This window comes from Paludisphaera mucosa (assembly GCF_029589435.1).
Lineage (GTDB): Bacteria > Planctomycetota > Planctomycetia > Isosphaerales > Isosphaeraceae > Paludisphaera > Paludisphaera mucosa.
Genome location: NZ_JARRAG010000002.1, coordinates 1,426,700 through 1,440,475 on the forward strand (window position 1 = coordinate 1,426,700; position 13,776 = coordinate 1,440,475).

12 protein-coding genes are annotated in these 13,776 nt (G+C 71.0%); 7 read left to right on the forward strand and 5 right to left on the reverse strand.

The window, feature by feature from the left end; genetic code table 11:
* The first annotated feature begins 686 nt into the window (after positions 1–686).
* Both PZE19_RS15235 and PZE19_RS15240 read left to right on the forward strand, forming a co-directional pair.
* Positions 687–1,253 carry a secretin GspD/PilQ domain-containing protein gene (locus PZE19_RS15235; protein WP_277864354.1) on the forward strand — a complete coding sequence of 189 codons (567 nt, stop codon included), beginning with the start codon at positions 687–689 and terminating at the stop codon, positions 1,251–1,253.
* Positions 1,254–1,423: 170 nt separating this feature from the next.
* Positions 1,424–2,131 carry a YdjY domain-containing protein gene (locus PZE19_RS15240; RefSeq protein ID WP_277864355.1) on the forward strand — a complete coding sequence of 236 codons (708 nt, stop codon included), beginning with the start codon at positions 1,424–1,426 and terminating at the stop codon, positions 2,129–2,131.
* 12 nt (positions 2,132–2,143) lie between these two features.
* Here PZE19_RS15240 and PZE19_RS15245 read toward each other — a convergent pair whose 3' ends face one another.
* A complete protein-coding gene (locus PZE19_RS15245) occupies positions 2,144–2,302 on the reverse strand; it encodes a hypothetical protein (protein WP_277861490.1) in 159 nt (52 codons plus the stop codon).
* Positions 2,303–2,761: 459 nt separating this feature from the next.
* Between PZE19_RS15245 and PZE19_RS15250 the strand changes: the two genes are divergently transcribed.
* The 4 genes from PZE19_RS15250 to PZE19_RS15265 are packed head-to-tail and all read left to right on the forward strand — an operon-like array spanning position 2,762 to position 5,680.
* Positions 2,762–3,682: an ABC transporter ATP-binding protein gene (locus PZE19_RS15250; RefSeq protein WP_277861491.1), complete on the forward strand. Its 921-nt coding sequence runs from the start codon at positions 2,762–2,764 to the stop codon at positions 3,680–3,682.
* On the forward strand, positions 3,679–4,506 hold the full coding sequence (locus tag PZE19_RS15255; RefSeq protein WP_277861492.1) for an ABC transporter permease subunit: 828 nt from the start codon (positions 3,679–3,681) through the stop codon (positions 4,504–4,506). The genes PZE19_RS15250 and PZE19_RS15255 overlap by 4 nt, the downstream gene beginning before the upstream one ends.
* A 30-nt stretch (positions 4,507–4,536) precedes the next feature.
* A complete protein-coding gene (locus tag PZE19_RS15260) occupies positions 4,537–5,370 on the forward strand; it encodes a PhzF family phenazine biosynthesis protein (RefSeq protein WP_277861493.1) in 834 nt (277 codons plus the stop codon).
* Between the two features lie 52 nt (positions 5,371–5,422).
* Complete coding sequence (locus PZE19_RS15265; RefSeq protein WP_277861494.1) at positions 5,423–5,680, forward strand: type II toxin-antitoxin system ParD family antitoxin; 258 nt, start codon at positions 5,423–5,425, stop codon at positions 5,678–5,680.
* Positions 5,681–5,809: 129 nt separating this feature from the next.
* On the opposite strand, the gene PZE19_RS15270 is transcribed toward PZE19_RS15265, so the two are convergent.
* Both PZE19_RS15270 and PZE19_RS15275 read right to left on the reverse strand, forming a co-directional pair.
* Positions 5,810–6,997: a trans-sulfuration enzyme family protein gene (locus PZE19_RS15270; RefSeq protein ID WP_277861495.1), complete on the reverse strand. Its 1,188-nt coding sequence runs from the start codon at positions 6,995–6,997 to the stop codon at positions 5,810–5,812.
* 34 nt (positions 6,998–7,031) lie between these two features.
* Positions 7,032–8,192, reverse strand: a complete 1,161-nt coding sequence (locus tag PZE19_RS15275; RefSeq protein ID WP_277861496.1) for a PP2C family protein-serine/threonine phosphatase — start codon at positions 8,190–8,192, stop codon at positions 7,032–7,034.
* Between the two features lie 480 nt (positions 8,193–8,672).
* Here PZE19_RS15275 and PZE19_RS15280 point away from each other — a divergent pair, with 480 nt between their 5' ends.
* Positions 8,673–11,327 (forward strand): M16 family metallopeptidase, encoded by a 2,655-nt coding sequence (locus tag PZE19_RS15280; RefSeq protein ID WP_277861497.1) that lies wholly within the window; start codon positions 8,673–8,675, stop codon positions 11,325–11,327.
* A 33-nt stretch (positions 11,328–11,360) separates the two neighbouring features.
* On the opposite strand, the gene gltA is transcribed toward PZE19_RS15280, so the two are convergent.
* Both gltA and PZE19_RS15290 read right to left on the reverse strand, forming a co-directional pair.
* Entirely contained in the window at positions 11,361–12,848 is a 1,488-nt protein-coding gene (gltA, locus tag PZE19_RS15285; RefSeq protein WP_277861498.1) for an NADPH-dependent glutamate synthase, read from the reverse strand.
* A complete protein-coding gene (locus PZE19_RS15290) occupies positions 12,845–13,753 on the reverse strand; it encodes a sulfide/dihydroorotate dehydrogenase-like FAD/NAD-binding protein (protein WP_277861499.1) in 909 nt (302 codons plus the stop codon). The genes gltA and PZE19_RS15290 overlap by 4 nt, the downstream gene beginning before the upstream one ends.
* Between the last annotated feature and the right edge of the window lie 23 nt (positions 13,754–13,776).

Consider the following 13,776-nt stretch of genomic DNA (forward strand, 5'->3'; position numbering starts at 1 on the left):
CCAGCTCCGTAGGCTCCAGGACCTGCAGGTCTCGATCGAGGTCCGGTTCATCACGGTGACCGACTCGTTCTTCGAGCAGATCGGCGTCGACTTCGACTTCGCCATCAACTCCAAGAGCGTGGGCAAGCAGAGCACCTGGGCCTACCCGAACAACACCGTCACCAACGTCATCACGGCGCCCGGCGGCGGCGGCACCGGCACGACCGGCGGCACCACCGGCGGCACCACCGGCGGCACGACCGGCGGCACCACCGGCGGCACCACCGGCGGCGGCGGCGGCGGCACGACCAGGCGGCACCCAGGGCGGCGGCGGCGGCACCGGCGGCATCGGCGGGGCGGGCATCGGCGGCGGCGGCGCCACCACGGCCGGCGGCGGCGGCACCGGCGGGGGGACCGGCACCCAGACGCCGGCCTACCTCATCAACCCGATCCGCGACTACTCCAACTACCTGCCCGGCGGCAAGTCGCCGGTGGTGGTGGGCACCCAGGGCGGCGGCCTCTACAACTTCTCGCCGACCTTGCAGATCCCCTTCACCAACACCCAGGGGAGCCTGATCGCCCCGTTCAACACGGTGGCCGGCGCCGGCGCCTCGCTGGGCCTGGCGTTCCTGAGCGACCTGGAAGTCTACTTCTTCCTCACGGCCGCCCAGGGCGACACCCGCAACAACATCCTCCAGGCGCCCAAGGTGACCACCTTCAACGGGGCCGCCGCGACCATCCAGAACGGCGACGTCCAGTACTACGTGGCGTCGCTCTTCCCGATCCTCGGCCCCGGCTCGGTGGCCTTCCAGCCCAACGTCCAGCAGCTGAACAACGGCGTCATCCTGCAGGTCACGCCGGTCGTCACGGCCGACCGCCGCTACGTGCGGCTCAGCCTCTCGCCGTTCTTCCAGGTCGTCAACGGCTTCACGACCATCACCGTCCCCGCCGCGGTCGGCGGAGCCGGCCTGGGCGGCGCCTCGGCGGCCATCAACGGCACGATCCAGCTGCCCAACACGACGGTCACCACCGTCAACACGACCGTCACCGTCCCCGACGGCGGCACCGTGCTGCTCGGCGGCGTCAAGCAGCTCCAGGAGCAGCGCCTGGAGTACGGCGTCCCGGTGCTCTCCAAGGCCCCGTGGATCGACCGCCTGTTCCGCAACGTCGGCATCGGCCGGACGACCTCCAGCCTGATGCTGATGGTCACCCCGCGGATCATCATCCTCGAGGAAGAGGAAGAGCGGCTCGGCATCCCCTCGGTCGCCTTCTGACCGAGGCCCGCGCCGAAGGCTCTGCGAACCCAGGGACCGCCGGGACGAACTCCCGGCGGTCTCGCATTTCGAACGCCCGCCGTCCGGCTTGCACCGGCGCCGTCGGCGGATCATGCTGGGGGGCGAAACGAGCGCGACCGAACCCCGACGCGGCGACCGAGGAGCCACGCATGAACACCCTGATCCTCTCCGCGACCTTCCTGGCGGCCCTGGGCTGGCAGGCCCCCGACGACGAGCCGGCCGAGGCCCCCCCCGCCTTCAAGCCCGAGCCGGGCTGGAAATCGCTGGGGCGCAGCCTCTGGTTCGACGCCGCGTCCAGCCCCAAGCGGCTGATCCTGCGGGGCCGCGTCGTCTTCCGCGAGGGCCCGCTCGAACACCTCGTCTGCCTCCGCGGCACCAAGGAGCACGAGGCGATCATCGCCACCGACGCCGCCCCCACCCAGATCCACGCCGGCCTGCTCCTGACCGGCGTCGAGCCCGGCGGGCCCGTCCGGTTCAAGCCCGAGTTCCGCCCCCCCCACGGGCCCGCCATCGGCCTGACCGTCCGCTGGAAGCGGGGCGAGGCGATCGAGCAGGCCGACGCCCGGACCTGGGTCCAGGACGACAAGACCAAGAAGGACCTCGACGTCGACTGGGTCTTCGCAGGCAGCATCCTCTACGAAGACCCCGTCACCAAGAAGGCCGTCTACGCCGCCGAGGAGGGCGACCTGATCACCGTCGCCAACTTCGCCAGCGCGATCCTCGACCTCCCGGTCGTCAGCTCGGCCGACGACGCCGAACGAACCTTCGTCGCGCATACCTCGCGCATCCCCGCCGTCGGGACCGAAGTCCAGCTCATTATGAGCCCTCATCCCCCCAAAATACCGAAAACTCCCTGATTGCCTTGTTTGCTAATCCGTCAATCTGAGGGCGCACCAGACGCCGAAAGGATGGAACTGGGCGTCGATGGGACGCACTTCGAGATGCTCCCACTCCTCCAGCGACCAGATCAGCAGACGCGCCGGATGGCCGTTGATCCGCCATCCGGTGGCCGGCACCACGTGGTGCATGGGTGCTTTATCGCGTGCAATCGCCAGCCCGCTCATCCGACCGTTATGATTCACTGCCGGGGCTCCTGTTGCATCCGGGGCCTCATAGCCGCACGGACGCCTGCGGGGTCGTTTTACCTCTTGGGAAGGATCAACATTGACCCGGGAGCGCAAGCCTCGTCGCTCGCACGCCGTTTTCCTGTATCGTCTCGAGGAGTTGAAATTGGACCCGCGACGCGACCGACCCCGAGGTCGCTTCGGGCGGAAGGGGGTCGGACGTCGCTGGTCCGAGATGAGCGGAAGACGAACCGCCTGAAGCTGGCTTGATTCTGCGCTTAATAAAACCCCGTTGCAAGAGGGTGCAGCCTGTCTACTGTGTTTTCATGGGCGCATGCGTGTTTTTGATCCCCGCTCGCGTCGTCAAAGAGCGTTGTTCTTCGAGGAAAACACATTTTTTGCAACCAATGAAGGTCGGATCCCATGAAGCAACCGGCCCTGATCATGTCGGACGGACTGACGAAGGCCTACGGGCCGACTTATGCGCTGCGCGACCTAAGTCTCGACGTACGCCAGGGTGAGGTGTTCGGGCTGCTGGGCCCGAACGGCTCGGGCAAGACGACGACGATCCGGCTTTGGTTAGGCCTGATGCGGCCGACTCGGGGCCGGGCGTCGATCTTCGGCCTCGACTGCTGGCGGGGCGGCCTGCAGGTGCGGCGGCTGGTCTCGTACCTGCCGGGCGAGCTGCGGATGCCGGGTTCGCTCTCGGGGCTGGGGGTCTTGAAGTTCCTCAGCGGCCTGCGCGACGGCGAGGGCCTCGACCGCGCCGCGGCGATCGCCGAGCGGGTGATGAAGCTGGACCTGAGTCGCAAGGTCCGGAAATACTCGACGGGCATGAAGCAGAAGCTGGCCCTGGCCCAGGCCTTCGCCGACCCGGTCGACGTCCTGATCCTCGACGAGCCGACCTCGGCCCTCGACCCCTCGGCGCGGCTCGACGTGATGAACCTGATCCGCGAGGCGAAGGCGCAAGGCCAGACGGTGATCTTCTCCGGCCACGTCCTCTCCGAGATCGAGTCGGTCTGCGACCGGGTGGCGATCCTCCGCCGGGGCCGCCTGGTCCATGTCGAGGACATGCACGCACGCCGTCGCCTGCGCATGGTCCTGGCTCGTTTCGCCGGCGAGCCCCCCCTCCCTTTCCCCGAGGAGCTGGATTTGAAGGTCCGGGGGACGGAGGGCGCGGCTCTCCTCTTGGAGCACGGCGGCGAGCTGGGCCCCCTGCTCCGCTGGCTGGCGACGGTCCCGGTCGAGGACCTGGCGATCGGGACCGAGGACCTCCACACCCTGTACAACCAGTTTCACGGCCCCGACGTCGACGTCGCCGAGGATGAGGACTCCGCCCGATGAAGCCGTTCTGGACCCTGGTCCGCAAGAATCTGCACGACGTGCGCTGGTCGCTCTTCCTGTCGATCGTCTGCCTGTTCGCCCTGGGCTGGCTGCTGGTCTACGTGGCGTCGCTGCAGGAGACGCGGATCCGCCAGGCCCTCAGCGACGGCAAGGGGTTCGAGTGGGTCCGCCAGCTCGGCCTGGAGGCGAATCCGCCGTCGATCGAGATCATGATGGCCTTCTGGAACCATCCGTTCATCATCCTGCTGGTGGCGATCTGGTCGATCGGCCGGGGGGCGAACGCGGTCGGCGCCGAGATCGAGCGCGGGACGCTCGACATGGTGATGTCGCGCCCCGTCTCCCGGTCGGCGTACCTGGCGTCGCAGGTCCTGACGTCGACCCTGGGCCTGCTGGCCATCGCCGGGGCCCTGGCGGCGGGCGCGTACGCGGCGACCTTCTACAACTTCTTGAAGACGCCCCCGGCGTTCGGGCTGCTGATGCGGCCGGCGTTCAACCTCGCCGCGCTGGCCTTCCCGATGTACGGCTACACGCTGCTCGTCTCGGCGATCGACATCGTCCGCTGGCGGGCGCTCATGGTGGGCTCGGTGCTGACGCTGGGCGGGTTCATCGCGCGGGTGATCGCCGTGATCCCCGTGTTCAAGGACTCGGCCTGGCGGCCCTGGGCCGAACGTGCGTCGCTGTTCACCCTCTATAATCCCGTGGACGCGGTCTCCGACCGCTCCCACTACGATTACGACGTGGCGGTGCTGCTGGGCCTGGGTTCGGCGTGCATCGCCCTGGCCTTCCTGGCGTTCGCCGTCCGCGACCTGCCGGCCAACTCCTGACGCCCGGACCGACCCCGAGGGATCCCCGCCGTGAACCCCGCCCCCGCGCCCGCCATCACCACGGTCGACGCCTTCACGGATCGGCCCTTCGCCGGCAACCCGGCGGCCGTCTGCGTCCTCGACGCCCCCGCGCCCGAGGGCTGGATGCAGCTCGTCGCCCGCGAGATGAACCTGTCGGAGACCGCCTTCCTGCACCCGATCGACGGCGGCCCGAGATACCGCCTGCGCTGGTTCACCCCGGCCGTCGAGGTCGACCTCTGCGGCCACGCGACGCTCGCCACGGCGCACGTCCTGTGGGAGGAAGGTCGGCTCGCGGCCGACGCGACCGCCGAGTTCGAAACCCGCAGCGGGCTCCTGACCGCCCGCCGGGTCGACGGCTGGATCGAACTCGACTTCCCCGCCAAGCCCGCCGATCGACGGGTCGAGGACCCGGCCGAGCTGGAGGCGATCGCCGCGGCCCTGCGCAGCGAGGTCGTCTCGGCCCATCGCAACGCGTTCGACCTGCTGGTCGAGCTGGCCGACGAGCGCGCCGTGCGTGAATTGGCCCCGGACTTCGGCCTGGTGAAGGGGATCACCCCGCGCGGGGCGATCGTCACCGGCCGGTCGTCCGACCCGGCCTTCGACTTCGTCTCCCGCTTCTTCTGCCCCAACGTGGGCGTGGACGAGGACCCCGTCTGCGGCTCCGCCCATTGCTGCTCCGGCCCCTTCTGGGCCGCCCGCCTGGGCCGCGCCGACCTGCTCGCCCATCAGGTCTCCGCCCGAGGCGGCGTCCTCCGCCTCCGCATCGGCGCCGAACGCGTCGCCCTCGCCGGCCAGGCCGTCACCACCTTCCGCGGCCGCCTGCAAGGCGCGGCGGGGCTCTGAAGGCGACGCTGCGGGTCGATCTTGATATGTTGCTCAGGAAGGAGGCTCTCGCATGACGATCCATCTGTCCGACGACGGCGAGCAGTTCGTCCGTTCGCTCATCGACGCAGGGCGGTTCGCCTCGGAAGACGCCGTGGTCGAGGCGGCTCTGAGGCTGCTTCACGAACATGTCGAGGAAGCCAAGTCGGCGCTGCTTCGCCATGACGTCGGCGAGGCCGTCGCCCAGGCCGATCGTGGCGAGCCGACGCCTTTCGACCCCCATGACACGATCGCCCGCGTCCGTTCCCGGCAGGCCGCCGGGCCCTCCTGATGGCCGAAGTTCTGCACGCCCCGCTGGCGGAAGCCGACCTCGCCGCAATCCTTGCCGACCTCATGGACGAGGAACCCGGCGATTGACCGGACGTTGCGGTCGTGTTCGTTTCTCGGCCTCGGCCGATCCTCACGCGAACTCGAGCGCCTGGGCGAAGTCGTTCCAGAGGTCCTCGACGTCTTCGAGGCCGACGGAGAGGCGGATCAGGCCCGGGGTGACCCCGAGGCGTTCGAGGACGGCCGGGTCCTGGCCGCGGTGGCTGGTGGAGCACGGGTGGCTGACGGTCGTCTGGGCGTCGCCCAGGCTGGGGGCGAAGGGGATCGCGCGAAGGCCGCGGATGAGGCGGTCGGCCTGCTCGCGGCCGCCGACGTCGAAGGCGATCATCGCGCCGAAGCCGCCGGAGAAGAGCCGTTTCGCCAGGGCGTGGTCGGGGTGCGAGACCAGGCCGGGGTACATCGTCCGCTCGACCTTGGGGTGGGTTTCGAGCCGGCGGGCCAGCTCCAGGGCGGTGCGCGAGGTCCGCTCGACGCGGAGCGGCAGCGTGACGGCCCCGCGGATCGTCAGCCAGCAGTCGAACGGGTTGCCGGTTTGGCCGAACGTCGAGGCGACGGCGTGGATCCGGGCGATCAGGTCGCGCGGGCCGACCACCGCGCCCAGCGTCACGTCGCCGTGGCCGCCGATCAGCTTGGTCAGCGAGTGCGCCACCAGCGTCGTCCCGAGCGCGATCGGCTTGCACAGCAGGGGGGCGAACGTGTGGTCGATCATCAGCGGGACGCCGGCGTCGCGGGCGGCGGCGGCGACGCCTTCCAGGTCGCAGACGCGGAGCAAGGGGTTCGAGATCGTCTCGGCCACGACGAGGCGGGCGTCGGGGGCCTCGGCCAGGGCCCGTCGCAGCGTCTCGGGCCGCGACGGGTCGAACAGGGTGTGCGAGACGCCGAACCGGGCCAGCTCGCGGGCGATCAGCGTCGTGGTCTTGCCGTAAAGCCCCTCGGAGACGAGCACCCGGCCCCCCTGCTCCGTCAGGGTCAGCACCGACGCGGCGATCGCCCCCATGCCCGAGGCGCAGATCAGGCCGGCCTCGGCCCCTTCGAGCTTGGCGAGCTTGTCGGCGAGCTGGGCGGCGTTGGGGTGGCCGTCGCGGGCGTAGAAGAAGCCCTCGGCGCGGCCCTCGAACAGGGCGTCGACCTCGTCGAGGCCGGCGATCCGGTAGACCGAGGCGAGCTGGATCGGCGGGGCCAGCGGCTCGCTGATGGAGCGCGGGGGCTCGGGCGCGCGGGCGCATCGGGTCGCGTCGGAGGCGGGCTCGTCGTGGGGCATCGCGGGGTCCGTCCGTGGGAACGTACGGTGCGGGTCAGGTGGCGGCGTGCTTGCGATGGAACCGGCCGGCCTGGCCGAGCATCGAGGCGATCTCGCCGATCTCGCGGAGCGACACCCAGGCGTTGCGGGCGGCCTGGGCCTCGGCGAGCTTGCGGCGGTGCTCGGAGAGCTGGGTCCAGTCGACCGACCAGGCCTGCGAGATGGCCGCCTCGCGGACGTCCTCGACGAGCTGCGAAAGCTCCTCGACGAGCCGGTCGTCGATCGCGCATTCGGCCGTCCGGTAGCGGTGCTCGTCCTCGGGGGCCAGCGTCTGGAGCGGCTTGGGGCCGGTGAACCGCGCGACGAGCCGGTCCTTCCACGACTTCGTCGCGCCGTTGGTCGGCCGGCCCTTCTTGGCGTCGGGGTCGTGCGCGTCGGTCTCGCCCGACTCGGGGTCGACCCAGGGGCCGACGCGGACGATGAGCACGGTGATGTTGTCGAGCCCGCCCCGGAGGTTCGCCAGGTGGACGAGGTAGCGGCAGGCGTCGCGGGGGTGGAAGTGGCCGGCGAAGGCCCCCAGCTCGGGGTCGGTCACGAAGCCGGAGAGGCCGTCGGAGCAGAGCAGGAAGACGTCCCCCTCGTGGACGGCGAACGGGCCTTCCAGGTCGACGTCGACCTCGGCCGGGCCCAGGCTCCGGGTGATCACGTTCTTGGGGATCGAGACGTTCGCCTGCTCGGGCGTCAGGTGGTTGCGGCGCACCAGCTCCCAGACCAGGCTGTGGTCGAACGAGAGCTGGTCGATGCGGCGCTCGCGGACGCGGTAGACCCGCGAGTCGCCGACGTGCGCGACCAGGGCCCCCTCGGGCATCAATAGGAGCGACGAGCAGGTGGTCCCCATGCCGTCGAAGTCGCGGTTGGCCGCGGCCCGGACGTGGATCTGCGCGCTGACGTCGCGGAAGGCCTTGGCGATGGCCTCGCCGGCCGCGCCCACCTTGGCCTTCATGTAGCTGTGCGGGATCAGGTCGCAGGCCATCTTGCTGGCCAGCTCGCCGGCGGCGTGCGCGCCCATGCCGTCGGCCACCATGAACAGGTGCCCGCGGCGCCGCCAGGTCTCGCGGTTGGCCGCGCGGACGGCCGCGAAGCTGTCCTGATTGTTCTGACGGCGCATCCCCGTGTCGGAGGCCGAGGCGTCGATGATGATGTCGTCCCAGTTCACAGGCCGACCTTCTGAAAGAACATCGGAAACGGCCCCCGCCCCCGGCGGCGGACCTCGCGGGGGCCGGACGACCTCGGGCCCGCCGAGGCCATGCCTGCGTGATTCGAGACACCCGCGATGGCGACGACCCGCCCAATCTGCATTCTAACCCGTCGTCGCGACGGCCCCCAGCCGCCTCCCAATTTTCTCGGGTGCGCGCGGAGGCGGTCCTACGAGCTTAGGCGCGTGGGCCCGACGCCGGCAAGCCGATGATCCGTCGTCCTGATATTACTCGCCGCGCGCGCGACTTGTGACCGCCCCCCGCCCCGAGGAATCGGGACCGGGCCCCCGCGTCGCGAAGGGCCGTCGTTGGCCTGCCCGGGGACCGAGGAAGACGCTAAGCTGGAAGGTCCGAAGTTCCGGGACGGCCGAGGCCGCGCGACGTGGCGGCCGGCGGCGGCGTCCCCCGCGTCACGTCGAACCGAAGCGAGCCCTCCCGCGATGAGCGAGTTGACGACGCCCCCGCCGTTCGAGTTCCGGAAGCAGACGCTCGCCAACGGCCTCGACGTGATCGCCCGGCGTCGGCCCGGCATCCCGACGGCGGCGGTCAACCTCTGGTACCACGTCGGCTCCAAGGACGAAGAGCGCAACCAGCGGGGCTTCGCCCACCTGTTCGAGCACATCATGTTCGAGGGCTCCGAGCACTACCCCGGCGACTTCTTCAAGCACCTCCAGCCCCTGGGGGCGAGCATCAACGGCTCGACCTCGACCGACCGAACCAATTACTTCACCGACGTCCCCGCCGTGCACGTCGAGCGCGTCCTGGCGATGGAGTCGGACCGGATGGGCTGGCTCGTCCCGGCCCTCGACGACAAGAAGCTCGACGTCCAGCGCGACGTGGTCAAGAACGAGTACCGCCAGACCCACGCCAACCGCCCCTACGGCCAGGCCTGGCGGATCCTCGCCGAGGCCATGTACCCTCCCCAGCACCCCTACAGCTGGCTCACGATCGGCGTGATGGAGGACCTCGACTCGGCCTCGCGCGACGACGTGGCGGCCTTCTTCCGGCGCTACTACGTGCCGGCCAACGCCAGCCTGGCGATCGTCGGCGACATCCCCGAGGACGAGGCGTTCGCGATGGCCGAGCGCTACTTCGCCCCCATCCCCGGCGGCTCGCGGGCGATCCGGCCCTGGACGCCCCCGGTCGAGCTGGGCGAGGCCCGCGACCTGGAGCTGCTCGACCGCGTCGAGCTGGACCGCTGCTACCTCGTCTGGCACACCGTCCCCCAGTTCGACGGCGGCGACGCGACGCTCAGCCTGCTGGGCGACGTCCTGGGACGGGGCCGGTCCAGCCGGCTCTACAAGTCGCTTGTGCTGGAGCGGCAGTGGGCCCAGGACGTCGCGGCGTACCAGTCGGGCCGCGAGCTGGCCGGGACCTTCGGCCTGATCGCCACGATCCGCCCCGGGCGGTCGATGGCCGACGTCCGCAAGGTCCTGTTCGAGGAGGTCGCCGCGATCGCCCGCGACGGGGTCGCCGAGGAGGAGCTGGAACGCGTCAAGACGATGAAGGCGTCGGCCTTCCTGTTCGCCCTCGAACACGCCGGCGGATTCGGCGGCGTGGCCGACCGGCTCAACGCCTACAACATCTACTGCGGCGACCCGTCGCGGATCACGACCGACCTGGAGCGGTTCCTCCGCGTGACCCCCGACCACCTCCGCGCCGCGGCCGCGGCGTACCTCGACGGCAAGCCCTACGTGGGCCTGTCGATCTACGGCCGCAAGCCGGCGGCCGGCGTCGCGAAGGTCGATCGCGCCACCCCGCCCCCCGCGCGGACGCCGACGCCCTTCCGCGCCCCCGCGCCCGAGGTCCACTCGCTCTCCAACGGCCTCCCCGTCTGGATCCTCCCCAAGCGCGACCTGCCGACGGTCACGATGTGCGTCGCGATGCGCGGCGGGGCGGCGCTCCAGCCCGTCGACCGCCCGGGGCTGGCGCAGCTCGCCGTGTCGATGCTCGACGAGGGGACGCGGACGCGCTCGGCCGCCCGGATCGCCGCCGAGGTCGAGTCGATGGGCGCGTCGCTGTCGGCCTCGTGCGGCTGGGACGGCGCGTTCGTCTCGATCCGCTGCCTCAAGACGGTGCTCGACCGCACGCTCGACCTGGGCGTCGACGTCCTCCGCGAGCCGACCTTCCCGGTCGACGAGTGGGAACGGCTGCGGGGCCAGACCGTCGCCGCCCTCCGCGCCGAACGCGACGGGGCCGACTCCCGCTGCCACCGCGCCTTGATGAAGGCCCTCTACCCCGAGGGCCACGCCTACCGCCACCCGCTCGACGGCGTGGAGGCGGTCGTCGCCGGCCTGGATCGCGACGAGGCCGTCGGCTTCTTCGGCCGCAACCTGGGCCCCGCGCAGGCCGGCGTGATCGTGGCCGGCGACGTCGACCCCGACGCGATCCTGTCGCTCCTGGAAGCCCGCCTCGGCGACTGGCGGGGCGGCGCCGTCACCCTGCCCAAAATCGCCGCTCCGGCCCGCGCCGAGCGGCCCCGGATCCTGCTGCTGAACCGGCCCGCCGCCCCCCAGGCCGTGGTGCGGTTCGGCCACGTCGGGATCGCCCGCGGCGACGACGACCACGACCCCTTGCTGCTGTTCAACCAGGTCCTCGGCGGCCAGTTCACGTCCCGGCTCAACGAGAAGCTCCGCGAGGAGCGCGGGTTCACCTACGGCGTCCGCAGCAGCTTCGACGGCCGCCGGGGCGCGGGGCCGTTCGCGATCTCCGCCTCGCTGCAGGCCGACAAGCTGGCCGAGGCGTTCGAGGACGTCCGCCACGAGCTGGACGAGGTGCTCGGCGACCGCCCCCCGACCCTTCGCGAGATCGACGACGCCCGCCGCTCGCTGGTCGAGGGCCAGGCCCGCCACTTCGAGACCCCCTCGGCCCTGGTCAACCGCTACGCGAACGTCTTCATCCACGACCTGCCGCTCGACTCGCTGGCGACCTTCCCCGAGCGGATCGCCGCCGTCGACCTGGACTCCGTCGCCGCCGCCACCCGCCGCAACCTCGACCCCCGGGCCCTCGTCGCCGTCGTCGTCGCCGACGCCGAACACGTCCGGACCCAGCTCGAATCGATCCCCTGGGCGGACCTGGAAATCATCGAGGACTGACGGCGGGACGGGACGGGGCCGGACCGACCCTGGCTACGAGGGGGTCTCGGCGGCCGTCGCGTCCCAGACGCCGGTGCTCAGGAACTCGTGGATCGACGCCGCGGCCTTGCGGCCGGCGCCCATGGCGAGGATCACGGTCGCGCCGCCGGTCACGATGTCGCCGCCGGCGAAGACGCCCGGCTTCGACGTCCGGAGCGTCTCCGGGTCGGCGGCGATGTAGCCCTTGCGGGTCGTCTGCAGGTCGGGCGTGGTCGACTGGATGAGCGGGTTGGCCGACGTCCCGAGCGCGATCACGGCCACCTGGATCGGGATCTCGAACTCGGAGCCGGGGACCTCCTTCGGCGAGCGCCGGCCCGAGGCGTCGGGCTCGCCCAGCTCCATCCGCACGCAGCGCATGCCGCTGACGAAGCCGTCCTCGTCGCCGAGGAAGGCGACGGGGTTCGTCAGGCACATCAGCGAGATCCCCTCGTCCTTGGCGTGCTTCAGCTCCTCGGCGCGGGCGGGCATCTCGGCCTCGGAGCGGCGGTAGACGAGGTGGCTCGTCGCGGCGCCCAGCCGGCTGGCGGTGCGGACGGCGTCCATCGCCGTGTTGCCGCCGCCGACCACGGCCACGTCGCGATCGCGGCAGTCGTAGACCGGCTCGTCGCTCTCGGGGAAGGCGTCGGCGCGCATCAAGTTGACGCGGGTCAGGAACTCGTTCGCCGAGTAGACGCCGTTGAGGTGCTCGCCGGGGACGCCCAGGAACTTGGGCAGCCCCGCGCCGGTGGCGACGAAGACGGCGTCGTAGCCCTCCTCGCCCATCAGCTCGTCGATGGTCACCGTCTTGCCGATCACGACGTTGGTCTGGAAGTCGACGCCCATCTTCCGCATGGCGTCGACCTCGTGGCGGACGATCTCCTTGGGGAGCCGGAACTCGGGGATCCCGTAGACCAACACGCCGCCGATCTCGTGCAGGGCCTCGAAGACCGTCACCTCGTGCCCCATGCGGACGAGGTCGCCCGCGGCGCTCAGGCCGGCGGGCCCGCTGCCCACGATCGCGACCCTCCTGCCGGTGGCCGGGGCCCGCTCGGGGAGCCCGACCTGGCCGGTCTCGCGCTCGTAGTCGGCGACGAATCGTTCGAGGTAGCCGACGCCCAGGGGCTCGAACTTGTTGCCCAGGATGCAGCAGCCCTCGCACTGGGTCTCCTGCGGGCAGACGCGGCCGGTGATCGCCGGCAGGATGTTGTCCTCGCGGATCTTGGCCGCCGCGCCCAGGTAGTCGCCGGCGACGATCAGGTCGACGAAGTCCTTGACCTTCACCCCGACCGGGCAGCCGGCCGTGCACTTGGGGTTGGCGCACGAGAGGCAGCGCAGGGCCTCGGTCGCGGCCCCCAGGACGGTCAGGCCCTGGTTCACCTCTTCGAAGTTCCGCCGCCGCCGCGCGGGGTCCTGCTCGGGCATGTGCTGCCGGGGGATCTTCATCCGATCCTTCTTCGACGGCGGGACGGCCGGGGTGGCGGGGTCGGTGGTCTCGGCGCTCATGATCGGCTGGCCTCGCGACGGACTTCCGGGTGTCTCTGTTCCAGGTGGCACGACTCGCGGACCCGCTCCAGGTCGCGGGTCGGGTCTTCCAGGAACCGCTTGAGCGACTCGGACTCGTTCTGGAGATACGTCCGGTTGCGGCGGACGAGCATGTCGAAGTCGACCTCGTGGGCGTCGAACTCGGGGCCGTCGACGCAGGCGAACCGCGCCCCGGCGTTCGTCAGCACCCGGCAGCCTCCGCACATGCCGGTGCCGTCGACCATCAGCGAGTTCAGGCTCACGACCGTCTTGATCCCGCGCGGCCGGGTCGTCTCGGCGACCGCCTGCATCATCCGGGGCGGGCCGATCGCCAGCACGAGGTCGAGCCGGCGGCCCGACTCGATCAGCTCGGCGAGGACCCCGGTGACGAACCCTTTGCGGGCGTAGCTGCCGTCGTCGGTCGTGATCAGCAGCTCGTCGCTGATCGCGCCGATCTCGCGCTCCAGGATCACCAGCTCTTTCGTGCGGGCGCCGACGATCGAGACCACGTGGTTGCCGGCCTCTTTCATGGCCTTCGCCGTGGGGTAGGCGATCGCCGCGCCCAGGCCGCCGCCGATCACGACGACCGTGCCGAACGGCTCGACGTGCGACGGCGAGCCCAGCGGCCCGACCAGGTCGAGGATCGCGTCGCCGGCGCCGAGCATGTTCAAAAGCTTGGTCGTCTTGCCGACGCCCTGGACGATGATCGTCACGGTGCCGCGTTCGGGGTCGGAGTCGGCGATCGTCAGCGGGATCCGCTCGCCGTGGTCGTGGAGGCGGAGGATGAGGAACTGGCCGGCCCGCCGCTTCTTCGCGACGCGCGGGGCCTCGATGACGAACCGCTTGACGTCGGGTGCGAGGAACTCGGCCTCGACGATTGGGAACATGGGATGGGCCTCGTCGATTGCAT